Annotated in this window: 15 protein-coding genes; 8 read left to right on the forward strand and 7 right to left on the reverse strand. The window is 43.0% G+C overall.

Annotation, left to right across the window (positions count from 1 at the left end; translation table 11 throughout):
- Window positions 1-244: 244 nt before the first annotated feature.
- Window positions 245-2,518 carry a GH92 family glycosyl hydrolase gene (locus ABD894_RS07635; protein WP_345210412.1) on the reverse strand — a complete coding sequence of 758 codons (2,274 nt, stop codon included), beginning with the start codon at window positions 2,516-2,518 and terminating at the stop codon, window positions 245-247.
- 741 nt (window positions 2,519-3,259) lie between these two features.
- Here ABD894_RS07635 and ABD894_RS07640 point away from each other — a divergent pair.
- Complete coding sequence (locus ABD894_RS07640; RefSeq protein WP_345210413.1) at window positions 3,260-3,775, forward strand: hypothetical protein; 516 nt, start codon at window positions 3,260-3,262, stop codon at window positions 3,773-3,775.
- Between the two features lie 491 nt (window positions 3,776-4,266).
- Window positions 4,267-6,606 carry an alpha-L-rhamnosidase-related protein gene (locus tag ABD894_RS07645; protein ID WP_345210414.1) on the forward strand — a complete coding sequence of 780 codons (2,340 nt, stop codon included), beginning with the start codon at window positions 4,267-4,269 and terminating at the stop codon, window positions 6,604-6,606.
- 308 nt (window positions 6,607-6,914) lie between these two features.
- On the opposite strand, the gene ABD894_RS07650 is transcribed toward ABD894_RS07645, so the two are convergent.
- The gene (locus tag ABD894_RS07650; RefSeq protein WP_345210415.1) at window positions 6,915-7,961 is read right to left on the reverse strand and encodes a helix-turn-helix transcriptional regulator; all 1,047 of its coding nucleotides are present in this window, start codon (window positions 7,959-7,961) and stop codon (window positions 6,915-6,917) included.
- A 364-nt stretch (window positions 7,962-8,325) separates the two neighbouring features.
- On the opposite strand from ABD894_RS07650, the gene ABD894_RS07655 reads away from it, so the two are divergent.
- Window positions 8,326-9,828 carry an RtcB family protein gene (locus ABD894_RS07655; protein ID WP_345210416.1) on the forward strand — a complete coding sequence of 501 codons (1,503 nt, stop codon included), beginning with the start codon at window positions 8,326-8,328 and terminating at the stop codon, window positions 9,826-9,828.
- Window positions 9,829-10,024: 196 nt separating this feature from the next.
- On the opposite strand, the gene ABD894_RS07660 is transcribed toward ABD894_RS07655, so the two are convergent.
- Together ABD894_RS07660 and ABD894_RS07665 are read right to left on the reverse strand one after the other, a co-directional pair.
- Window positions 10,025-11,653 (reverse strand): rhomboid family intramembrane serine protease, encoded by a 1,629-nt coding sequence (locus ABD894_RS07660; protein ID WP_345210417.1) that lies wholly within the window; start codon window positions 11,651-11,653, stop codon window positions 10,025-10,027.
- Window positions 11,654-11,906: 253 nt separating this feature from the next.
- Entirely contained in the window at window positions 11,907-12,365 is a 459-nt protein-coding gene (locus ABD894_RS07665; RefSeq protein ID WP_345210418.1) for a hypothetical protein, read from the reverse strand.
- A gap of 254 nt (window positions 12,366-12,619) precedes the next feature.
- On the opposite strand from ABD894_RS07665, the gene ABD894_RS07670 reads away from it, so the two are divergent.
- The 4 genes from ABD894_RS07670 (at window position 12,620) to ABD894_RS07685 (ending at window position 17,393) form a co-directional block, all read left to right on the forward strand.
- Window positions 12,620-12,805: a hypothetical protein gene (locus ABD894_RS07670; RefSeq protein WP_345210419.1), complete on the forward strand. Its 186-nt coding sequence runs from the start codon at window positions 12,620-12,622 to the stop codon at window positions 12,803-12,805.
- A 491-nt stretch (window positions 12,806-13,296) separates the two neighbouring features.
- Entirely contained in the window at window positions 13,297-14,880 is a 1,584-nt protein-coding gene (locus ABD894_RS07675; protein WP_345210420.1) for a TROVE domain-containing protein, read from the forward strand.
- A gap of 693 nt (window positions 14,881-15,573) precedes the next feature.
- Window positions 15,574-16,329 carry a nucleotidyltransferase domain-containing protein gene (locus tag ABD894_RS07680; RefSeq protein ID WP_345210421.1) on the forward strand — a complete coding sequence of 252 codons (756 nt, stop codon included), beginning with the start codon at window positions 15,574-15,576 and terminating at the stop codon, window positions 16,327-16,329.
- Entirely contained in the window at window positions 16,326-17,393 is a 1,068-nt protein-coding gene (locus ABD894_RS07685; protein WP_345210422.1) for a DNA polymerase beta superfamily protein, read from the forward strand. The genes ABD894_RS07680 and ABD894_RS07685 overlap by 4 nt, the downstream gene beginning before the upstream one ends.
- Window positions 17,394-17,926: 533 nt before the next feature.
- Here ABD894_RS07685 and ABD894_RS07690 read toward each other — a convergent pair.
- From ABD894_RS07690 to ABD894_RS07700, 3 genes are all read right to left on the reverse strand, one after another.
- Window positions 17,927-20,749, reverse strand: coding sequence for an outer membrane beta-barrel protein (locus ABD894_RS07690; RefSeq protein WP_345210423.1), 2,823 nt, complete (start codon window positions 20,747-20,749; stop codon window positions 17,927-17,929).
- Window positions 20,750-20,754: 5 nt separating this feature from the next.
- The gene (locus ABD894_RS07695; RefSeq protein WP_345210424.1) at window positions 20,755-22,020 is read right to left on the reverse strand and encodes a 6-bladed beta-propeller; all 1,266 of its coding nucleotides are present in this window, start codon (window positions 22,018-22,020) and stop codon (window positions 20,755-20,757) included.
- A gap of 149 nt (window positions 22,021-22,169) precedes the next feature.
- Window positions 22,170-22,952, reverse strand: a complete 783-nt coding sequence (locus tag ABD894_RS07700; protein WP_345210425.1) for a DUF5995 family protein — start codon at window positions 22,950-22,952, stop codon at window positions 22,170-22,172.
- Between the two features lie 129 nt (window positions 22,953-23,081).
- Here ABD894_RS07700 and ABD894_RS07705 point away from each other — a divergent pair, with 129 nt between their 5' ends.
- Window positions 23,082-24,284, forward strand: coding sequence for a glycosyltransferase WbsX family protein (locus ABD894_RS07705; RefSeq protein WP_345210426.1), 1,203 nt, complete (start codon window positions 23,082-23,084; stop codon window positions 24,282-24,284).
- Window positions 24,285-24,399: the final 115 nt, after the last annotated feature.

Genomic DNA, 24,399 nt, shown 5'->3' on the forward strand with positions numbered 1-24,399 from the left:
AAACTATTATGAGTAATACCGCAATTTATACAGTGTTAACGCTTTTAAAAGTCGTGATTATAATCACAGGTATGGTGTACGTAATTTTGAATATAATTTCATGGAGAAAAACTAAGGATAATAAAAAATTAAAAAGGGCCTTGGTTATATTCGGAATGATTTTTCTGTCAATCCTTATACTTACTATAATTGAGCTTGTTATAGCATTTAATTAGGATAAACTTCTATATCATCGCCACAGTACTTACCTTGCTTTTGCCGACAGTGAAAATGGCTTATCTGCCGCTTCAATGCCTCGTTGCTCGTTAGGTTTATCACTCATTTGCAGCACCAGCGTACCGCCGTTAATAATATCGTTATAAGTGATAAAGTTATGGTTGTACACCTTGCCGTTCAGCGTGGCCGACTGGATGTAAACATTGCTCTTGCTGTTATTATTAGCCACAATGGTGAACTTTTTGCCGTTCTCTAAGGTAATGGTCGCTTTGTTAAATACCGGGCTGCCTATCACGTACTCATCGGTACCGGGGCAAACACTGTACAAGCCCAGCGCGCTAATCACATACCACGACGACATCTGCCCCTGATCCTCATCACCGGGGAAACCTTTAGGGCCGGCATTATACAGCTTATTCATAATTTGCCTTACACGGTATTGGGTTTTCCAGGGCTGGCCTATGTAGTTGTACAGGTAAGGCACGTGCATATCGGGCTCGTTGCCATGGGCATACTGGCCCATTTTGCCCAGTTGCATTTCGGTCATTTCGTGTATTTGCTGGCCATAAGTGCCCACCTTAAAGTTGCTGTTGGTGGTAAAAAAGGTATCCAGTTTGGTGGCTACTTTTTGGTCGCCGCCCATTAAATCAACCAGTCCGTTTATATCCTGAAATACCGACCAGCTATACTGCCACGAATTACCCTCGGTAAAAGGGCCGCCCCATTCAATCGGGTCAAAATTGGGGAGCCATTCGCCATTGGCCAGCTTGCCCCGCATAAAACCTACCGATGGGTCGTACAGGTTTTTGTAGTTATACATTTGGCGGGCAAATATTTCCTGGTAAAAAGTATCGCCCGTTGCTTTGGCCAGCGCGTAGGCGCAAAAATCGTCGTAAGCGTATTCGAGAGTTTTGGCACCGTACTCGTACACCTCTCCTTTGGGTACATAGCCCAGGGTGAAATAATCCTTCCATCCTTCGCGACCGTTTGAACCTCCCCAGGGGCCCTTATTGGTAGCCTCGTGCAGGTAGCCCGCCAAGGCTTGTTTAGGGTCGAAGGTACGGATGCCCTTTGCCCAGGCATCTGCCAGCAGCGAAATGGCATGGTTTCCCACCATTACACCCGACATGCCCGGGTTTGACCAAGTAGGGAAAAAGCCGAACTGTTGTTGCGCATCGATCAGGCTCTGCATGTACCGGCCCTGCATTTCGGGGTGCAAAATATTACTCAGCGGAAACTGCGCCCTAAAGGTATCCCAAAAGCCATTATCGGTATACATGTAGCCGCTATGCACCTTCTCATCATACGGACTATAATAGTAAGGCTTGCCATCCTTATCCAAATCATAAAACTTGCGCGAAAACAGGTTAGCCCTGAATAGGCACGAATAAAAAGTCGCCTTTTCCTCCTCGGTACCACCCTCAACCGCTACGCGGCCCAGCAGGGTGTTCCATACCTTGGTGGCTGCCGCCTCCGTTTCGTTGAAGTTTTTGAATTTGCCCAGTTCACGGGTAAAGGTAAGCTGCGCCTGCTCGGGGCTGATGTATGACGAAGCCATTTTAGCCTCCACCACGGCGCCTTTTTTAAACTGAATGTAAGCGCCCACAGCCGTGCCCTTATTGGTTTTAGCGCCTTTGGTAATTACACCGCCTTGCTTTTGCCATGTACCGTAAGCGGTAAAAGGCTTATCAAATTGTATAACAAAGTGATTTTTAAAGTTTTTGGGGATGAACGTGCCGTTGGTAACAAAACCGATGATCTTGCGCTCTTCGGGGATGATCTGTAGTTCGCAATTGCCCTTATAGCCATCAAAAACAATATAGCTATCCTTTGTGCGGGTAAAGGCGAAGCGCATGTGCGCGCCGCGTTCGGTAACGGTAATGCCGGTGGTAATGCCGTTATCAAACTTTACTTTGTAATAGCTGGGCTTGGCAGTTTCGTTAGCATGTTTAAATGAGGCGGCACGGTCGTTGTCGGTAACTTTTAGGGGGCCTTCCACCGGCATTAACGAAAATACGGCATAGTCGCCCATCCAGGGACTGCACTGGTGTACCTGCTGAAAGCCGCGTATTTCGCCCGCCTGGTACTGGTATTTCCAGCCCTCACCGTTTTTGTTGGTTTGGGGCGAATAAAAATGCTCGGCAAAAGGCAAACCAACGGTAGGGTAGGTGCTGCCGTACGACAAGCCAAAGTCGGAATGTGTGCCTTGCAAGGTGTTCACATACTTTACATAATCTTGCGCGCGGGCGTTAAAAAATGAAAATACCACCAATAGGGCAGTGGTTAAAATTGGCTTTCTCATTCAGGTAAATCGTTTTTCAAATAAACGATTTAATATCTGTTTTTCTAATTTAATATCAAAAAATATGGACAATATGGTTTAAAGCCAAAAATGGGCATTTGTCTGACTAATAACATATTAAATGCTTTACAACCTAAAGGAATTGTTTTTTATTTCTTATTTGTAAATATAATTGCTTACCTTTGAAGCAATGTATTCTTAAATACATTATGTGATAAGGTTTAGGTTGAAATCCCCAGGCAGCGAGTGCTCTGGGGGTTTTATTTTTTAAGCCTTTTTTATTGGGGTAGTAATTGGTGGATTATTCCAAATTGGTTAACATGATGAAAGGAGCCTGGTGTATATAGGAACTAAGAAGTAATTATCGGTTGTATGATCGTTATATATGGTTTATGTCGCTCTTTATTCTGATCTTTTCTCCGGCAGTTTCCCTGTATCATAAAATGTTCCTCTCAAATGTATCTCTTGTATCCTGATTCTCAACTCTTGACTCTAATGCATTGCTTCTAAACAAGGGCGTTGCCTTCGGCCCGTGCTGTACGCTCATACGCGCACAAGGCATTAGGCTCCGGGCCGGTATCCGCTACCATCACTAACGCGGGGGAGTATTCGGTAAGTTAGACACAGGTATTCGTAAGCAAATCACCCTTTTTATAGAAGTTATTATCTATCGCAATAATGTCTCTATATTTATAGAGACTACGAATAATTTATTTTACGATAAATCTCCTACCTAACAATATGAAGAAATGCTATATAATCTGTTTCATTATAGTTTGGTCAAACATATTATTCGGACAAAGCTTAAAGGAAAACAAAGACAGCCAAATATGTTACTGGCAAATAGAACAAGAGTATGTTAATGATGAGATTGTAAAGTATTTAAAAGAAAATGAGATTTCGGGCAGCAAGGCCGTCGCTGTAATAAAAATAGAGTATATAAAGGAAAATGAAATTAGATTTTACTTAACCTCAATTATCTATCACAGTACATTATTAAAGAATATGCCATCCTGCTATGCAATAGTTAAGGGTGAGCCGATATTGGTATATCAGCCTCAAAAAAGCTACAATGTAAAAGAATGCCAAACTAAAATAAAGAAGATTTTACGCAACAAGCTTATTGATGATTTAAATAAAAAAGGAAAGTTAAAAGAAAATTTAGTGCCTGTTTCGTTTGATCCATCAAAATATATAATACATTTCAAAGATGGCAACTTGCTCAAAAAGGAGCATGTTGGCTTTGTACCGGAATAACACACGCCGCTCGCTGGCGCACGCGTGCCGCGTGTGCCTCTGCAACTTAGCGCGTAAGGGATAGAAGTGGATACCGGCCAAGCGCCTAAGGCCTTGTGCGCGTATGAACGTATAGCCCGACCCGCAGGGATACGCCCTTAGATTAGAGGCAAGATTAAAGAATCAGGAGAAAAGATGATTGCCAGCGACAGACAGTCAGGTAACAAGAGATCCCACATTAAACATGCTACACAATCAAGACTTACGAAGTTTTTAAAACTTAGTAAGTCTATCTTACTGCTTCAACCTCCAAATCTATCCTCCCCGCTGGCGCACGTGTGCCGTGTATGCCTTTACAGCATAATTTCATCCATTAATCGAAATCAGGAGGGTTATAGGAGATTTGTTTGCTTAACTTTTATATGTTTGGCAACTTGTAGTAGTTACCGTTTAAAAAATAAAATTTCATGGTTCTAACATTAAAATCTTCATACTTTCGAATAGTCTTTGTTTTGTTAATCTGCTTATTTCTCACTACTAATACCGATGCTAAACTATTAGCATTGCCGGTGCATAACTGGTCGGCAAACTGGATAGCCATGCCGGGCAATACCGGCACGGAGTATGGCATCTATTATTTTCGTAAAAGCATAACGCTAAATGCTAAGCCATCAACTTTTAAAGTACATGTATCGGCAGATAACCGGTACAAATTGTATGTAAACGGGCAACTGGTTTCCATAGGTCCGGCACGGGGCGACAATTATTCATGGAACTATGAAACGGTTGATCTTGCACCGTACTTAAAAAGTGGTAATAATACCGTAGCAGCCCTGGTTTTTAACGAGGCCCAATTTAGGCCTGTTGCACAGGTTAGTTTCAGAACAGGTTTTATGCTACAGGGAGCAACTGCGGCTGAAGATATTATCAATACCAATAAAACCTGGAAATGTACCAATGAAAAAGCTTATCTGCCATATCCGGGTTGGTTTCCAATTGCGGCAAGCAAGGGAGAAATAGTGGATATGAATAAATTGATAACCGGTTGGAAGACAACTGACTTTGACGATAGCAAATGGACTGCTGCCGAGGAACTTTTTGAGGCGCTGCCTAAAGGAAGGGGCGACGGTTTCGGCTGGATGCTGATGCCATCGCTATTGCCGCAAATGGAACTGACCGATCAGCGTATTTCAACTTTGCGCAAAGCGACAGGTATAAATGTTCCGGCAGGTTTTCCGAAAGCCAAGGTTGCCATTACAGTACCACCTAACACCGTTGTGAAACTTTTGCTGGATCAGGACACGCTGACGAACGCCTATCTGAACCTTGCTTTTAGCGGAGGAAAAGGTAGCAGCATCACCATGCGTTATGCCGAAACGTTGTATGAGAAACGTACGGAGGGCAGGAGGCGTAAAGGGAATCGTGATGAGGTTGAAGGCAAAGATTTTTTAGGCCGTGCAGATAGCGTTATTTCTAACGGCAAAGAGGGGCAAGCCTTCACCACGTTGTACTGGCGAACCTTTCGCTACATCCAGGTCACCATCCGCACGGGCGAAATGCCGTTGACTATCAATGATCTTTACGGAACATTTACGGGGTATCCTTTCAGGCTGAAAGCTAAGCTAAACAGCGGTGATGAAGAATTGAAGAGCATTTTGGACATTGGCTGGCGCACAGCCCGCCTCTGCGCAATAGAAACCTATTTCGACTGCCCTTACTATGAGCAGCTGCAATATATTGGCGATACGCGCATACAGGCATTGGTATCTTACTACAATGCCGGCAATGATACGCTTGCCCGTAATGCAATTAACCAGATCGACGGTTCGCGTCTTCCGGAGGGGGTAACGCAAAGCCGCTGGCCGAGTAATGGCAACCAGGTAATACCGGGATTCTCCTTATGGTATATCGGTATGCTGCATGATTATTGGATGTACCGCAATGACGAAAGCTTTATCAAGGGCAAACTCGCGGGCGAACGTGCTATTCTTGGTTTCTTTGAGCAATACCAGCAGGCAGACGGTTCGCTAAAGGATGTCCCTTTCTGGACGTTTGCAGACTGGGTTAACGGCCACGGCTGGGATGGCGGCAACGCGCCAAAAGGAGCCGATGGAAGCTCGTCGGTATTGGATCTTCAATTGCTGTATGCCTATGAATGGGGTGCCGAAATGGAGGCTAAACTGGGCATGCCGGCTTATTCGGATCTGTACCGTAAAAAAGCGGATCAGCTTAAGCAAACCATCCGGAAAAAATACTGGAGCGAAGAGCAACAGCTTTTTGCAGAAACATCAGAACGAACTTCGTTCTCTCAGCATGCTAACACTTTGGCAATCCTTACAGATGTGGCTCCTGAAAAAACATGGCAGGCTTTAGGCAACAAAATAATGAATGACAGTAAGCTTGCGCAGTGCTCCATCTACTTCAAATATTATATGCATTTAGCACTCGCAAAGGCCGGCTTCGGTGATCAATACCTGTCGTGGTTGGATGTTTGGCGGGACAATATAAAGCTGGGATTAAGCACCTGGGCCGAGGAACCCGATCCACAGGTTAGTCGTTCTGATTGCCACGCCTGGGGGGCAAGCCCGAACATTGAGGTGTATCGTACACTCTTAGGAATTGATAGTGATGCTCCCGGTTTTCAAAAAGTGAAAATAACCCCGCATTTGGGTAAGATAACCAATATCAGTGGCACCATACCGCATCCAAATGGCAATATAGATGTGGCTTATTCATACACAGGCACTAAATGGAATATAACCATTGACCTTCCTCAAAAAATAACAGGTACTTTCGTTTGGAAAGGAAAAGATCATCAGCTTAAGCAGGGTAAGAATAGCTTTATACTTTAAATTATTAGCTGTTGTGTAACACCAATCAGCTTGCAACCCCGCCAGCATTGGCGCACGCGTGCCGCGTGCGCTTCATCCAACTATCCCCGCGTAAGGGATAGAAGTGGATACCGGCCAAGCGCCTAAAGCCTTGTGCGCGTATGAACGTATAGCCCGACCCGTAGGGATACGCCCGAAAATTAGAGGCAAGATTAGAGAATCAGGAGACAAGAATCAATTGTGTAAGCAAGAGTTTAGAAACAAATGTTGTGCAGAGAGTTTATTAGTTAACGAAACGAGTTGATTAGCAATATAACGGAATTTGGCTTTTAATCTTCCCCCTCTTCGTTGTTTTTCTCATCCGGCGTTTTGTAACCTTCCAGCGTTTCTTGCAATTGCTTTTTAATTTGTTTCACCAATATCCTTGGGCCAAGTACACGGAGCTTTGCGCCGAAACCTAATAGTTCCCGCTCCAGTTCAAAATTCATAATTACACGGATGCTGAATATTTTGCCTGTTTCATTTTCACTTAACAGCTTTTGCGTATGATGCAGAGGCTTGGTTATTACATAGGGGGCATTTTTGGCATCAATCCAAAACACTACTTCTACATCGCGCTGACCGGGCGATTTGGTTACGCCTATCACATCGTTATAGTAGGTTGAAAAATCTATAGTGGTATTTTCAATGTAATCATCATCGTGCGCGGTGATGGTTTGTATCCTGTCTAAAGCAAGGTTAAGCAAGGGGTTATAGCGCTGGTGCGATACCCCCAATACAAACCAGCGGTTACGGTATTCCTTAAGCAGGTATCCGCTGAAACAAAACGTGCTGGCTTCGCGAGCCCTGAACGATTGGTAGGTTACGCACATGGTTTTCCTGGCCACAATATACTTGCGTATCACCTCTATCCATTCCAGGCCTTTCAGGTTATCGTTCTTTTCAAAATCAATAACCGGCGCGCTTTGTGTTTTTTGGGTATATATCTTGTCTTCCAGCTTACTTACCATCTCGTTGAGGTCGGTAAAGTGGCTGAAGCCCTTAAATTGTTTCAGCAAGTCCGATACTTCGCCCAGCACCTGCATGTCCTGCTGGTTTAGCGGACTGTTGGTTATACTATAATTCTTATCGCTGTAAGTGTAATACTTTTTATCAACCACCACAATAGGCGCTTCGTAACCCAGCTTGTTGCTGCGCATCATCTCCATATCGGCCTGCACGGTACGCCTGCTAACACCGGTATCAATACCCTGATACTCGTAAATAGCATCGCTGCAAGCATCAATAAGGTCGTCCAGCGTCCATTTCTTGTGTCGGTTTTGCAGGCACTGGTCTATAGTGCGGTAGCGGATAAGGGCGTTGCGGTTAACGGGCATAAGGTTGTCTGAACCAGAATTTTACAGAATTAAAGAATTTACAGAATCATATATCAGAATTTACAGGATTTTAGAATTTGCTGAATTACAAAGAGGCTAATCATCACCATGCATTCTGTAAATTCTAAAATTCATCAAATTCCGGTTCCAGACAAATTACATTCTGCCAATTCTTTAATTCAATAAATTCCGGTTCCAGACGAATTTACAAATTATTTTCAACTGCGCAAATACGCTGCGCAGTTGGTGTTTCTCTTTGTGGTGTCGAAAGGCTAAACCTGTTCACAAACGCCCCCTCGCTCAATACCGGGCGAGGGGTTTTGGCCCGGCGACTATTAAATTGTTAAATTACAAGCTCACGTTTATGAGAAAGCAAAATACAAACCCATCGCCCGCCGTTCAGGGTGCAGCGGCGCAAAAAGAAAAAGTAAGCAACAGCGAATTAAACGCGTTGGGTATTAATGAAATTGATATACTGGTGAATTTTAGCCGCGTGGCCAATGGTTTGCTAAAACACGACGTAATGCCCAAGGCCGAAATACTGGCCAATTTAGAAGCCCTTATCAACGACCCTATACCTTACGCCCTTAAAAAAGGCGGCAAGTTTAAAAACCTGGCCGAAGATGTAATAGCCCTGCGTAAAGAGGGTAAATTTGTTAAGCAGCAACGCAGCAACTTTAAACTGAAGGAAGAGATAGTAGATTTCCCTGTGTGGGGATTGGAGCATATTGAGGTAGGGGCTTTAGCGCAAATGCGTACCGCTATACAGTTACCTATTGCTGTTGCGGGGGCACTGATGCCGGATGCGCACCAGGGTTATGGCTTGCCTATTGGCGGGGTGCTGGCTACTACGGCCAATACGATAATTCCGTTTGCTGTTGGGGTAGATATTGCCTGCCGTATGTGCTTGAGTGTGTTTGATATACCCGCCGAAGCTGTAGATGCAGAAACCGATAAATTGAAGGATATACTGGTTGATAATACCTACTTCGGAGTGGGATGCACTACCAAATCATACTTCGATAGTTCGTTGTTTGATAGCAAAACATGGGGCGAAACCAAGCTGATCCGCACGTTGAAAGACAGGGCTTACGCGCAGTTGGGTACCAGTGGCACCGGTAACCACTTTGTGGAGTGGGGCGAGTTAACCATTGCCGAGGGTGCTTTAGCCGGCATCCCGGCAGGCAGGTACCTGGCATTGCTTTCACACTCGGGTTCGCGCGGGTTTGGCGGGGCCGTGGCCGACTATTACAGTAAAATTGCCATCTCCAAAACCAAACTCCCTGCCGAAGCCAAACATTTGGCATGGTTAGATTTGGATAAAGATGAAGGGCAGGAGTACTGGATAGCCATGAACCTTGCCGGTGAATATGCCAGCGCCAATCACCACGAAATACACAACAAAATTGCCCGTGCATTAGGCGTTAACCCTATTACCCGTATAGAGAACCACCACAACTTTGCCTGGAAAGAGCAACTGGCCGATGGTACCGAAGTAATGGTGCACCGCAAAGGTGCAACCCCAGCCGGCGAAGGCGTGTTGGGTATTATTCCCGGCAGCATGAGCACCCCTGGTTTTTTGGTGCGCGGTAAAGGCGATGCCGCGTCAATTAATTCGGCAAGCCACGGGGCGGGCAGGGCCATGAGCCGAAGCGCCGCATTTAAAAGGTTAGATAAGGCCGCCATTGCCGCCAACCTTATCGATAAGCGCATCACCCTCATGGGCAGCGATATGGACGAAGCCCCAATGGCTTACAAAGACATCCATACCGTAATGGCCGCCCAAACAGATTTGGTAGAAGTACTGGCCAAATTTGAACCAAGAATAGTGCGCATGGCCGACGCGAGGGAGAAACCGGAGGATTGATGAGGGGAATGCATGGGCGTTCCCCTCGTACCTCGGGTCAGGCTTTACGTTCATACGCCTGCAGGCCTTAGGCGCATTGGCCGGTATCCACTCCAATCCTTAACGCAGGTGTGAGTGTCTATTGGAATACACGGATGGTACGAATGGGGAGAGAAGACACACGCCACAGGCGTGCGCCAGCGTGGGAATAAATGGTTTAGTTCTTATTTTCCAATAAATTTTCAGTGTTTTCGACAACTTTTATTCTTTTCTTATATTTTCTTTTAGGTTTGGGATCATCAATAAAAAAATACATTACATAACCGACAATAAATCCAGTTAACAATCCGCCAATATGAGCGGCATTGTCAATACCTCCAGTAAACCCTATTATTAAATTAATCCCTATAAAAATTGCGTTATTTATTAATAATCCTCTTTGGGAATTTGCATCGGTTTTTTTAGTTGTTAATAAAGCGGTTAATACTCCATATAATCCGAAGATCGCGCCTGATGCACCAACGCTTAAGGTTGCTGGATACCACCATATACTGGCAAGGCTTGCTAATAAACCACATAAAAAATAAGCAATTATAAATTTTACTCTTCCTAAAACAGGTTCGAGGAAAATAGAGACGAAAAGTAAACCATACATATTAAATATCAAGTGCATTAATCCCCCATGCAAAAAGATATTAGTCAATAAACGCCACCACTGTCCGCTAATCACTGCTGGACGGTAATTAGCTCCCCATGCAAATAGTTCTTGGCCGTCAAACGAAATAAATCCTAATCCTGCAAAGACCATAATGATAAAGACCATAATGTTTAGTCCAATAATGATAATTGCGACTGATGATTTACCAATGGTTTTTACTGATGAAATAAATTTATAGAAGGTCTCCCATTGGTTCCGAAAACTGTATTCCGGTAGCTTTTTCAACTGCACATTGTCAAACTTAGGAAAGATCAACATAATAAGCCAAATTCCAGCGCCGATGCCAAATGATTTAAATATCCAACCAAATTTATCTCCGTTTCTTGTTTCAAACGGTTCATCTTTACCTTCAAGAATTAATGGATCTGCACTATTATATTGACGTATTGACTTTATCGCTGCATAATAACCCTTGCGGCGATCATTATTGCCGATATGGTCTAAGTAGATAAATCGGTCAAGATTTTCATATTTTAATTTATTGTATGCTTCTATCCATAATTGTTTAAATGCCTGTTCTTTTTCACTATCGCTACTATGATTACTTATACCTTTTGTGTACTCCGTTCCCAGCCAAGCCACCGGCATGTTAAAGTTATTGCTGCTATCTATTTGAGAGGCTTTGTTTAAAATAGGACAAGCAAAATAGAGATGAAAAGTCAAATAATTGTTATTCCTGCCACTCACTTCCGTTTTTCGATGTACTGTCGCATGTTGTTTATCAATATAATGATTTGCAATTATGTAATATTTCGTGAGAGGTTTTTGATTTATTTCATCAATGTTTTGAATTCTTGTCAGTTTACCTGTTGCTGTTAGTAAATACTCTTGCAATACAATGGTTGGAGCTGATATTGCCAAGCAAGCCGCAGAAAAATATAGAAATGGTAAATTCCCCTTTTTATCTTTTAATACCAGTAATTTAATCCTGGGCCTCAACCAGATATAAGTAGGTATTACAGGCAGGCAAAACGGCAGCCAAAAAATAATTAAATTTTCGTTTAAGGCCAACAAAGAAAATTGGTATACGATCGCCCATATTAAAAATGAATATAATATAATAAAGCCGATGGCCACCAGCAAAAAATGCAAATAGATTAGTTTTATCTTTCTTAAAAAATTGTCCATTATAATAATTGTGATGTCGATTTAAATATATCAAAAATGTTTTTGTCAAATTACAGCCTAAGATCGGTGTTATCACCGCACCTCTTTAAATCCTTCCATCCCCTCCCTTGAGCCTCCCCGCGTAAGGGATAGAAGTGGATACCGGCCAAGCGCCTAAGGCCTTGCGCAGTATGAACGTATAGCCCGGCCCGTAGGGATACGCCCTGAAAATTAGAAGCGAGTACTCATTTTAAATGAATGCAAGTAAAGTTGGCTATTTGTTACCCTCAAATTCTGTTAGTTTAAAATTTAACTTACAGCTACCTTTTTGAATATGTATAATGCTATCTTTTCCTTTGAAAATTTGAAAGGGGTAACGCAGGTCAGATAACTTATATTTCAGGTTGTTGTGATCGATAAAAGTTAAAGTGCCGGGATTAATTTCAAATTTGTCTAAATCTTTTTTATCCTGACAAGCGATGCTTATCAGAACACCTTCATATATGAATCTTTTGGGCTTATAAAAAACGGCTCCACGTAATCCACCTCCAAAATCTTCATTTCCTGTTAAGGTGATCGGATTTATTATTTCATCACCAATTATTGGCTTATAATCACTCGACCTCCGGTTTGATATTAAGATAGCGCCAATAAATATGAGGATTGTTAAAACTATTCCTGTAGGATAATACCATGCCGGTACTTTTATAAATTCCTTGTTTTTACCAAACATCTTTGATTGCTTTTTTAAAGTTATAGAAATCAATGAATGTTCTAATAGTCATTTCTTTAAGTTTATATATTCAGCCTGCAGACATTATTATCTCCCGGCTGGCGCACGCGTGTCACGTGTGTCTATTAATTAATTCAGCCTGCGGTCGGTGTTATCACCGCACCGCTTTAAAACCTTGCCTGCTGAATATCAACCAACCCACCGAAACTTATTTTAACCTGCATTGTTAAAACATTAATTAAACCTGAAATGCTATGAAAACTTTAACAGTTCCCGGCGATCCGCATACTTTAACCGCCATAATGGTACCTCAAACAGAGGAGTTTCACGATCATGAAGTAGTGCTTATAAAATCATCGGACAGTGACGCTACTGCCGAAAAGCGCATCTTTCGCGTTGTTGACGGCGGCGAAAATAAATGGGAATTGCAGTTTGAATAGTTGATATCCGCTATAATTTAACTCATCCGGTATTTGCTTCGCCCGACAACCTTCTTTGCGCAGCAGAGAAGGTTTTTTTGTCGCGCTGCACAAAGCACGTTAGGTCTGCCTGCCTGTTTCATTGCTTTGGCTAATGAACATCTACGTTAAGGAGTACAGCCATCAACTAAATAGGTGATTACTTAAATTCTATATTATTATCTACGCAATTATCTACGCACCCCTCGACATTGCTTCGTGCGGTATCGCTTAGAGCTTTATATTTTATTTCTCATTCCCTCTTTACGAAGTAGAGAGGGTGGTCCAGCGGAGCGTAGACCGGGTGAGTTAGTTATGAGATCCGCTTATCACCAATCAAACAATACACTACTGAAAATACCATCCATTTTATAAAACCGGAAAAATAATTCAAAATAATTTCATCTACGCAAATACACTGCGCAGTGCCTCGTAATCTTTGTATCAACAATAAAGAAAAAAGGAGGTTCACAATGAAATTCAACCTGTTAAGCAAATTTAAAAACCAGATAATCAACCACGCCGGTGATAAAGCGTTTACGCTATCACCCGAAATGGAGCTGTACACCGCCGTGGTTACCTGGAGCTTAAACGATTCCTTTTACGAAAAAGACGAGGCGCGTTTAAACCGTCTGCGCAAATTGATATATGCTTCTAATCCCGTGTTTGTGGGCAAGCTGGCGGTGTATGCCCGTACAAAAATGTATATGCGTTCGGTACCGCTGGTGCTGGTTACAGAATTGGCCGCGCTGCACTCGGGCGATAATCTGGTTGCCCGGGTTACCGATGGTGTAATCGGTCGTGCCGATGAAATTACCGAGCTATTGGCCTGTTACGAGTTACTAAACAAGCGTGCCGGCACTAAAAAGCTGAACCGCTTAAGCAAGCAATTGCAAAAGGGTTTGCAGGCTGCCTTTAACCGGTTTGATGAGTATCAGTTTGGTAAATACAACCGCGATGGCGCCATTAAACTGCGCGATGCCTTGTTTTTGGTGCACCCAAAAGCAAAAGACGAATTGCAGCAAGTGCTGTTTAACAAAATAGCTAATAATGACCTGCAAACGCCATACACCTGGGAAACCGAACTATCGGCATTGGGGCAGCTGAATTTTGACAGCGAAGAGGCTAAGGCCGAAGCGTTTCGAGCTAAGTGGGAGGAGTTGATAGACAGCGGCAAGCTGGGTTATATGGCCTTGCTGCGTAATCTGCGCAACATACAGCAGGCAGGTGTAAGCTATGCCCATTTTGAAAAGGTATGTGCCCACATAGCTAATGCCGATGAGGTGGCCAGGGCTAAGCAGTTTCCGTTTCGTTACCTGGCGGCTTACCGCGAGCTGGTAAACCCTGTGGTAGCTAAAACGCCCGCTCAAAAATTGGTTAACAAGCTAACCAATTTAATAGACGGCAGTAACAATGGTTACACCGGCGAAATGCTGACTGCTTTGGAAAAAGCTGTGCAGGCCAGTGCTGCCAATATTAAAGGGTTTAACCACGAAACCCGTGTGCTGTTGGCGTGCGACGTTTCGGGATCGATGCAAAAACCGGTATCGGCCAAAAGTAAGATCTTGCTGTACGATGTGGGGCTCATGCTGGCTATGCTGTTGCAAAGCCGCTGCAAAAATGTGGAGGTAGGTATGTTTGGCGATAAATGGAAAACCATAATTGTACCGCGTAACAACATATTGGGTAACGTGCAGGAGTTTTATCGCCGCGAGGGCGAGGTGGGTTACAGCACCAATGGCTACCTGGTTATCAGGGATATTTTAAAGCGCCGTGCAAAAATGGATAAGGTATTTATGTTTACCGATGCCCAGTTATGGAACAGCAAAAACACTGCCGACGATATACAAACCTTATGGTTACGCTACAAGGCCGAGGTATCGCCAAACGCGAAACTCTACCTGTTCGATTTGCAGGGCTACGGGCAAGCGCCATTGCAAGTATTGCGCAATGATGTATACCTGATAGCCGGCTGGAGCGATAAGGTTTTTGAGGTGTTAGCCGCCATAGAAAACGGCGACTCGGCACTGGACGCTATTAATGAAATAGAAGTATAATTTGAGCTGAAAGCGGAAAGGCTAAGGCAAAAAGCTTTATGCTTTCTGCCTTCAGCTTACTAAAGCATATAAGGATGCCGTAGAAACGGGTTACTTCGCACCAAATTGAAAACGCTGCGGTCAGTACAGTGTAACTGTATGGGGTTCAACTCCTCACAAATATCCCGCGTTCGCTTGTTGCTCCTTGTAAAAATATAAAAGAAGGTGTCGTAAATAAGTCTTACTTCGATCAAGGAACCGATGCCGGGCTATGCTACGGGCGGGATGGATGACTTATTGCTTTTTACCCTTCTTTTTAAATTAAGATATTAAAAATAAAGAAGATGCCGTTAGCGGGAGTTACTTCGAAACCCGTCACGTTTTTTAACAAAAGCCTCTTGCGACTGTCGCTCTTCTTTAAAACTTACAATTACCTAAACCTTAAAAAGGTGCCGTAAACTGTGTGATACATCGGTTAGAACATGCTGCCACAAGGCAGAAAGACGTTGGTTCAACCCCAACCGGCGATTAATTTCGTTAGTAGTTTAGCAAAAAGATCACCGGTTGTTTATTGCCCTTTTTTAACAGATACTTAATGAAAGATGCCGTAGGTTTGTGATACTTCGCTGGTGAAACCGCGTAAGCGGGCAGGTTCGAATCCTGAAAGACACAGGCCGATCATTGCTTTTTCATTTTGTTATAATACCATTTATTATGAACGAGATAATACTACAAAAACTACTCGAACTGGAGCAGTACGAAAATATAACCATACTTTACGCCTGCGAATCGGGCAGCAGGGCCTGGGGCTTTGCCTCGCCCGATAGTGATTTTGATGTGCGCTTTATATATGCCCGCCCAATGAACAATTACCTGGGCATAACAGAAATGCCCGACAATGTTGGCCTGCCTGTAAACGAGGTATTGGATATAGGCGGCTGGGATCTTAAAAAAGCGTTACAGTTATTCCTGAAATCAAACAGTACATTATATGAGTGGCTGCAATCGCCAATAATATACCGGGATGATTACGGTTTTGCCGATGACTTGCGTAAGCTAATGGCTGATTACTTTTCGTTACGTTCCGGCGCTAATCATTACCTGTCAATGGCGCACAATACGCTTCGGGATGATCTGCAAACGGAACAGGTAAAGCTGAAACGCTATTTTTATGCCCTGCGCCCGGCACTGGCCTGCCTGTGGATAGTGGAGAAGCAATCAGTGTCACCAATGGAGTTTGAAAAGCTAAGGGTTATGATAACCGATAATACCGTTCAGCAAGCTATTGATGAGCTGCTGGAGAAGAAGAAAATAGCCGATGAAAAAGCATTGATAGCACCAGTGCAGCTACTCAATAATTGGTTAACGGCCACACTTAACAGGTGCAAAGAGCGTATAGCTACACTGCCATCAGAAAGAAAGCAACCCGATGCATTAAACAATATCTTCAGAAAATATATCCGGCCATGACTTACGAGGAGTTAAAGCAGCAAAAAGATTTGATATTACTGGATTGCATCAGCGGCAGTACAGCGTATAATCTTAATATAACCGGTTCGGATGTGGATAAGAAAGGAGTCTTCATTATGCCTCAAAAACAGCTATACGGTTTTGAGCGGCAAGATCAGATAGCGAATGTGACCAATGATGAGGTATACTTTGAGATAGGCCGTTTTTTGGAATTACTCACCAAAAATAACCCCAACATACTGGAGTTGTTGAGTACATCCAAAGAACATGTATTACACAAGCATCCATTAATGGAATTGATAAAACCTGAAGACTATTTATCAAAACTATGCCTGGATACTTTTGCCGGATATGCCCAAACGCAAATAAAAAAGGCGCGTGGCTTAAATAAAAAGATCAACAAGCCATTGAATGCCGAACGTAAATCGGTATTGGATTTCTGTTTTGTGGTACATAACAATGGCAGCGTTCCGCTAACCGAATGGTTAAAAGAACATGGCTTTAACCAGGAAGAATGCGGGTTGGTAAGTTTAGATCATTTCAGAAATGTGTACCTGTTATATCATCAAAAGCAATTAACGGAAGGCCGGTTTAAGGGCATTATTTCAGGTCCTGATGCTGATGACGTGCAGTTAAGTTCGGTACCTAAAGATTTGGAACATGTGGCCGTGATGAATTTCAATAAGGATAGCTATTCTGTTTACTGCCGCGAATACAAAGAGTACCGGGAATGGGAGTATAAAAGGAATGAACTGCGGTACTGGAATACGCTGTCGCACGGTAAAAGCTACGATGCTAAAAATATGATGCACACTTTTCGTCTGTTAAATATGGCCGAAGAAATAGCACTTTACCGGCAGGTAATAGTAAAGCGTGAGGATCGCGATTTTCTGTTAAAAATACGTAACGGCGAATTTGAGTTTGATTACCTGATGCAAATGGTTGAAGACAAAATGGAACGGATAAAAGAGGTGTATGAAGAATGTGCTTTGCCCGATAAACCGGATATTCAAATAGCAGAAACCATTTTGGTGGATATACGCGAAAGGTTTTATGCAGATTAAACGCTAAATCTTACCAAGTGCTTGCTATAATTTAATTTACCCGGTATTAGCTTCAAAGGTGTTGGGGATATCAAATGCTTAATCTACAATGCCGGATTTATTTCTGCACCTCATTAGAAAAGTCTCAGATAAGCAAAGTGTTTACCTTGCTCGTGAGATGCTGAAACAAGTCCGGCATGATCTTTATATAGTTTTCCCATCCTGTGGCTGTAGGCAAGTAATACTTTTATTCCGACTATGTTCTGCCGCTAATCCCGCTGGCGCACGCGTGCCGCGTGTGCCTCATCCGAATTAGAGGCAAGATTAGAGAAGCAAGAAACAAGAAGATTGTCAGCGACAGGCAACCAGAAATCACGGACTAAAACATACCGTAAAACCAAGCCTTACGAAGTTTTTAAAACTTCGTAAGGCTTTCTTTCTGTTCCAAATCCCGGCGGCCTACTCTTAACTGTTGCATGTAAACAAACATCTCCGTAATCCCATTTCTTCCTCGCATCCTGACTCCTGACTCTTAACTCTTGCATCTAACACAACTACTTGCCGGTACCGAAAAAACGCGGATAGTATGATAGCGTAGCCATAAAGTACTGTTTCAGTACGGTTTGGGTACCTGTGGTGAGGCTGTTAGCGCCGGTGTAGTTGATGATGTTGGTGTTTTGATGCAGCAGATCGAGCGCGGCCAGTTTAATTTCGGCATTGTTGCCTTTCAGCATACGGTAGGTAGCACTGGCATTCCAGATGGTGAAATTAACATTAACGTTGTTTGATGATGTGCTTTTATTGAACATAATGTTACTGCTCAAATTAAAACGTTTGGTAACGTTATAGCTAGTGCTTAGGCTGTTACTGTAATTTTTGCTGCTGTATTTAGTATTGAACAGCAACTGTTTAGAGCTTGATGGCGAGAAGGACGTAGCCGCTTCAACGGCTAATTTATCTTTAAAAGAGTAAAATATTTTCAAATTATTATCATTATTCACCGAGTTGGATACATTTAAAGCGCCGTTGATATAGTCGGGTGTTTTTCGGTAATTAATGTTGGAGTAATATCGTAATTGCAGCTGCCCTGCTTTTAAATCAAATGCTTTTCTAACCTCAAAATAACCATAAAGATTGCGCTGCCCGTTTACATTGGCGTAGAAAATTTCGCGACGGTTTTGGTTGTCAATTTTTACACTATCAACAATGGCAGCGTTCACTATTGAAGCCGATACGCTGGCATAAAGGTTAAACGCATTCTTTGTTTTTTGGTCGGAATGGTTAAAGTTTATAGATAATGAGTGCGTTTTGGCTTCCTTTAGGGCTATGTTACCGCGTATAAGGTTGTATACATTGGTGCTATCGGCCAGTGGGGCAAGCTGCCATATTTGCGGAATTTGTATGCTGGTTTCGTAATTTAAACTTAATGAGCGGTAATACTCGCCGTATTGGTAGTCGGATGCGCTGATGGATGCTTTGGGCAATAAGCGGCTGTACGAACGATCAATATTTTGGAAGGCTTTAATTGATCTTGATTTTTGGCTGGTGAAGTTTTGTACAGCACTAACGCTAATATTGAGGCTTTTATTAAACCTGTTCGACAGGCTTTTATAAAAAGACCGCTGAACGCGTAATTCGGGCATTTCTTCAATTAAATCTGTCTTTAAATCATTACTCAGGTAATCGTTATTGATAAAGGCACCGGTAAGCGTATCCAAATCGGTTACGCCGTTTCTGTTTTTGTTGGTATTTAACCTTGTATAGTTGATTAGTACTATGTCGATATTTCTGAAACCGTCTTCTTTTATCACATCGTCAACCCCCGGAAACTCCAGGTATAGTTTATGGTTTACGTCGTTAACGGTGTTGTCATATTGGCGGTTTATTTTGCGGTTGCCTGCCGTGTTAATGAACGACCGGAAATCTGACAGGTTACTGCTTTCGTTGTTTCTGTCGTTCAAAGCAAACTCGTAGTTAGCCCTTAAATTATTAAACAGCGGGAACCCTTTTCGCGGGTAATCCCAGCTGCGGCGCTGGTATTCTGCCGTAAAATTGAAGTTCTTATAATCCGAACTGTTTTTACTTTCGGTGGTGTTGCTGCTTACCATATCTCTGTTGTTGTTTAAAGAGTTGGTAATTGACTGATTGGTCGCTTCGTTGTTGCCGTAATTGTATGATTGCGAAACGTTTAAGGTTCCCTTTCGGCTATTGCGCTCATACCTGGTATTAAACTTTTGATCGTTATTAGTTTGCAGGTCGCTGTTTTGATATTCGTTATAAACCTGATCGGCATTGCCTATGGTATTTTGGGTACTGCTCAGGGTTGTGTTTTCGTAAGAGCGGTGTTGTATAAAATAATCGGCGCTTAAGGTGTTTTTATTATCCCATTTCGGGTCTTCATAAAAATCGTATTTAAAGGTGACTCCACCCGATGTAGGCTTGGTAATGCCCGTAGCCCTAAAATCGGGTTGATAATCAACATTGGCCCCTACGCCTTTAAACGTAGAGTTTTGCAGGAGACGATCAGCACTGAAAGCCGTTTTGTTTACATTATTGCTGGCACCCACTATGCCTATCTGCATTTTTGAGGTGTATATATTCAAATTGGCATCTCCCTCGTATCGTTTATCGGTACCGTAGCCCCCGCTAATTTTACCGAACATCCCGAATTTGTTGGCCTTTTTTAGTTTCAGATTCATGGTGAGGGTAGAGTCGAGCAGGTTTTTTTCGTTTGGTTCACGATACACCTGTACCTTTTGTACAGCTTGTTTAGGCAGGTTTTGCAAGGCCACTTTAGCATTACCGCCAAAAAAGGGTTTGCCATCTACATACACATTCTTTATTTCGCGTCCGTTAACGGTAATTACGCCGTCGCCCCATAGCTGCACGCCGGGAGTACGGCGCAGTACATCCTCAATCACCGCGTTAGAATCGAGCTTAAAGGCTGATGGATTTATTTCGAGGGTATCGCCATTCATAGAGATAGGAGGAACGCGGATCTTTACCTCTTCCAATGTAATATCTCGCATCTGCATAAAAATGGTTTTGAAATCAAAAACCTTGGCAGCGGCAGGTATGGTAAAGGGTTTTTCGAGCAGTGCATAGCCGGTATAGCTTACTTCCAGTTTAAGCGGTACATCAAGCGGCAGGTTATTAATATTGAACTCGGCAGACCCATTGGTGAGCTGGTAGTTTAGCAGGGTACTGTCTTTAGCGTTGTATATAGATACTGTAGCCGTGCGTAAAATATAATTGCGGGCGGTGTCTTTAAGTAAACCCTTTACGCTGCCGGGTAACAATGCTTTGGCTTGCCCATACGTGTGCTGATAGCCCGTTAGCAAAATAAGGCTAACGATCATGGTATAAATAAGGCGCATAAGGTTTAGTTGGTTTTAGGTTTAAGCTTAACTATAATAGGGTTGTCTTTACGGCTGCCTTTTTTAAAGGTCTGCGTTAAACGGTCATCGTAGGTGCGTTTTTTGTCGGCATTTTGATCTTTTACGGTATAAAGCACCAATGATGAATAGGTGGTGTAAAAATAGCCGTCTTTGTATAGCTGAAAACCACGCTGCCTAAAATCGTAACCCAGCCCTGCATCTGTTACCGGTAAAAATTGCGACAAAGTATCGGGTTGCAGATCGACCATTGATAGCAGCCTGCCATTTTTAAAATTATAAACAAAAGAGTTTTTTTGAGATTGGTTAAACTCCATTTGGTGGGTTTTAAAAAACAAGTTATCGCCTATCTGGTAGGTGTTGCCAATACCGTAAATCTTTTTGTCGTTTTTTCGGAGGTACTCAAATTTCTTGCCCTTGTATTCTTCTGCTGTTGAAAAATCGGCTGGTAAAGTAAGGCTGAACGGAAAAATAAAACGATAAGCCATGTAGAGTTTATCGGGTGTAGCCAGGTAAAGTGTATAGTCGTGCGGGCGTACAAAAAACATTTCTTTATCTGCACCATAATCAAATACACCGGTGCCGTTGCCTATTGGCGAGTCGGTTCTGAACTTATCCGGATTGTACGAAAAATATTTGCCTGTTTCTTTATTATTGTTGTAAGTTACAATTTCGTAATAGATAGAATCTTTATCCTTTTTTTCGAGGTGATAAGTTTCTACATAGGCATCCTGTGATTTGAAATAAGTTTTTGGCCTGTTATTTTTCCTTACCGGATCGTCATGCGATACCTTCTTTACCAGTTTAGCATCCAAATCAAAAAAGAACATAGTTTTTCTGGTATAGATGCCAATTCTGTCTTTACCATCTACTTGTTCTACTACGAAACCATAAAAGTTGTTTTCTTCTTTTTTACTTCTTTCCTGCGGAACTTTTTTGGCATCTATCTTTGTCTTATACTTCCCCTGGGCAGTAAAAATGTATACCGACCGGGTATCATAATCGAAAAAAACGAAATGGTCATCTACAATCTTCAGGTTTTCTATATTGCCAAATAGGCAATCTTTACTTGTTTCAAGCGGAATAAATTCTACCTCGCTAAAAACATCAGAAACAGATGCGCCGAGGGAATTAACAGGATCGATACGTAGTTTGACGAGCTTTGAGCTATCAGGCAGGCTTGCTTGCGCCAATAAGGCTAACGGAAATAAAAAAAATAGAATTATTAAAACTAAGGTTTTTTTAGGTTTCATTTAATTGTGGCTGGTTTGGTGCCACAAGTATATCAAAATAAATCGTTTAAGTGTGCTTGTGATGGTATCATTTAAATTACAGATGGACTAAAAATCATCACTCAAGCCATCATTTCGGCATATCACGAAAAAGATTTAACATTTATTAACTATTTGGCAATCAACATTGCTTTCGCATCTTCTTTCTGTAATACATCGATAAGGCCTTTTACATCTTTGCTTTCCATCATTAGCACAGGCTTTAGTAAAAAGCTTACAAAAAAGCCCGGTTTTATAACGCGTTGAGCAATCAGAAATACGTTATCGTCAATCAGTTTAATGTGTTGGGTTTTGGTATGGGCATCCTCATAAGCAAGCAGCAGCGCATTTGCCCAGGCGGCTTTGCGGGCTGCGGATATACTGAAGTTAAGTACCGCCTCTTCCCGTTTGTTGCTTATTTTGGTGAGGAAACGCAGCGGAAACCAAATCTGGCTCAGCTTTTCCTGTATGTTATTGCTGAGTACGGCGATCACCTCGTTTATCTTATTAAAATCTTTCTCCAGCCCCTTAATGCTATCGCCGGGGCAGCATTCGGCCGCGGCGATGGATAGATCGAGGTTGATGTGGGTGTTGATGCCCAATAACAGGTGCTGCAGTACAATGAGGTTACCGGTATCGCAGGCATCAAAAGCGGCACACCAGGAGTTGCTGCACGGTTTCTTGTTTTTGTAAGCATCCCATGCGCTGATGTAGCGGTTGGCAAATATTACATCAAACTTTTCCATGCGGGCGGCATCCTCAAACGCTTTATTGGTCATTCCGTTTTTAACGGCCAGGGTCATTTGCCGGTATAGTACCGCGAAATAACCTACACGGCTGTTCCGCTGCCTGCAATCGGCAATTATAGCATCAAGGCTGCTAAGTACTTCATTTATAGTAGCAGGTAACATCATATACATAGTTATAAAAAATAACGGAGAGTTTCATCGACCCAATAGTATTTACTTAATAGCGGCATGAAAGTACAGGAAGGTTAACCGCGAAAAACAAGTAGGTTTGAAGGTTATAAACCAATCGCGCTCATGAAACCTAAAAAGATATTGAATTTACCGCTTGCCATACTTGCGCTGTTTTGCTGTTATACAGCCATGGGGCAGGCTAAAAAAACGCAGCCAAAACAGCATTATGATGTAGCGGCATTTTTGTACCCGGCTTATGCTACCGGCGACCCGCGCCTGCGCCCGTTTTGGCCATTGGGTATTGGCGAGTGGGAAACCGTAACCAACATGCAGGAGCGGTATCCCGGCCATTACTGGAACCGCAAGCCGCTGTGGGGAACGGTGAACGAGGCCGACCCGGCTGTAATGTCCATGGAGATTAACCAGGCGGTTAAGCATGGCGTAAACGTATTTATTTTTGATTGGTACTGGTACGATGGCCGCCCGTTTATGGAGACTACCTTAGACAACGGTTTTTTAAAGGCCGACAATGTTGACCAAATGAAGTTTTACCTGATGTGGGCCAACCACGATGTGGTGAACACCTGGGATACCCGCCTCAATAAATACAACGAAAACAATGTGATTTGGGCAGGCAAGGTAAGCCGTGCCGAGTTTGAAAAGATTTGTAAACGCAATATTGAAAAGTATTTTAAGCTGCCGCAATATTATAAAATTGATGGTAAGCCCGTATTTATGATATACGATTTGCCCCAGCTGATTGACGGCCTTGGCGGCGTAGAGCAGGCGGTTGACGCGCTGAAATGGTTTAAGAACGAAACCAAAAAGGCCGGCTTCCCGGGGCTCGATCTGCAACTTACCATGTGGTCTATCAACGTAAATTATAGCGGGTTTGATGGCAGCAAGACTAAAAACCCCGAGAACGCCTTTGTTAAAAAGCTTGGCTTTACCAGCGCCACTCATTACCAGTTTGCGCATTTTGTAAACGTGAACGATGATTACATGAACATTATGGAAGGCGTTAAAAAGGAATGGGCCCGTATTGATACCACTTTTGAACTAACGTATTACCCGCACATTAGTGTCGGTTGGGATAACAGTCCGCGTACGGGGAGCAGCGCTGTGGTGAAGAACAATACACCTGCAAACTTTGAAAAAGCCCTGCGGGCAGCCAAAGCCTATGCCGACGCGCACCCTAAACAAGCGCCCCTCATTACCCTCAACAGCTGGAACGAATGGACCGAAACCAGCTACCTGCAACCCGACAACGTATACGGCTACGGCTATCTCGAAGCGGTGAAAAGGGTGTTTGTGGATGATAAGTAGGAAGGTGATATTTGCTTAAACGGGTTATATCAACTCACCCCGACTTTGCTTCGCTCGTCACCCCTCTCTCCGCAAGCGGAAAGAGGGGCTTTGCTTTTTTTCACCCTCTTTGCGA

This window comes from Mucilaginibacter gynuensis (assembly GCF_039541195.1).
In the GTDB taxonomy this organism is placed as follows: domain Bacteria; phylum Bacteroidota; class Bacteroidia; order Sphingobacteriales; family Sphingobacteriaceae; genus Mucilaginibacter; species Mucilaginibacter gynuensis.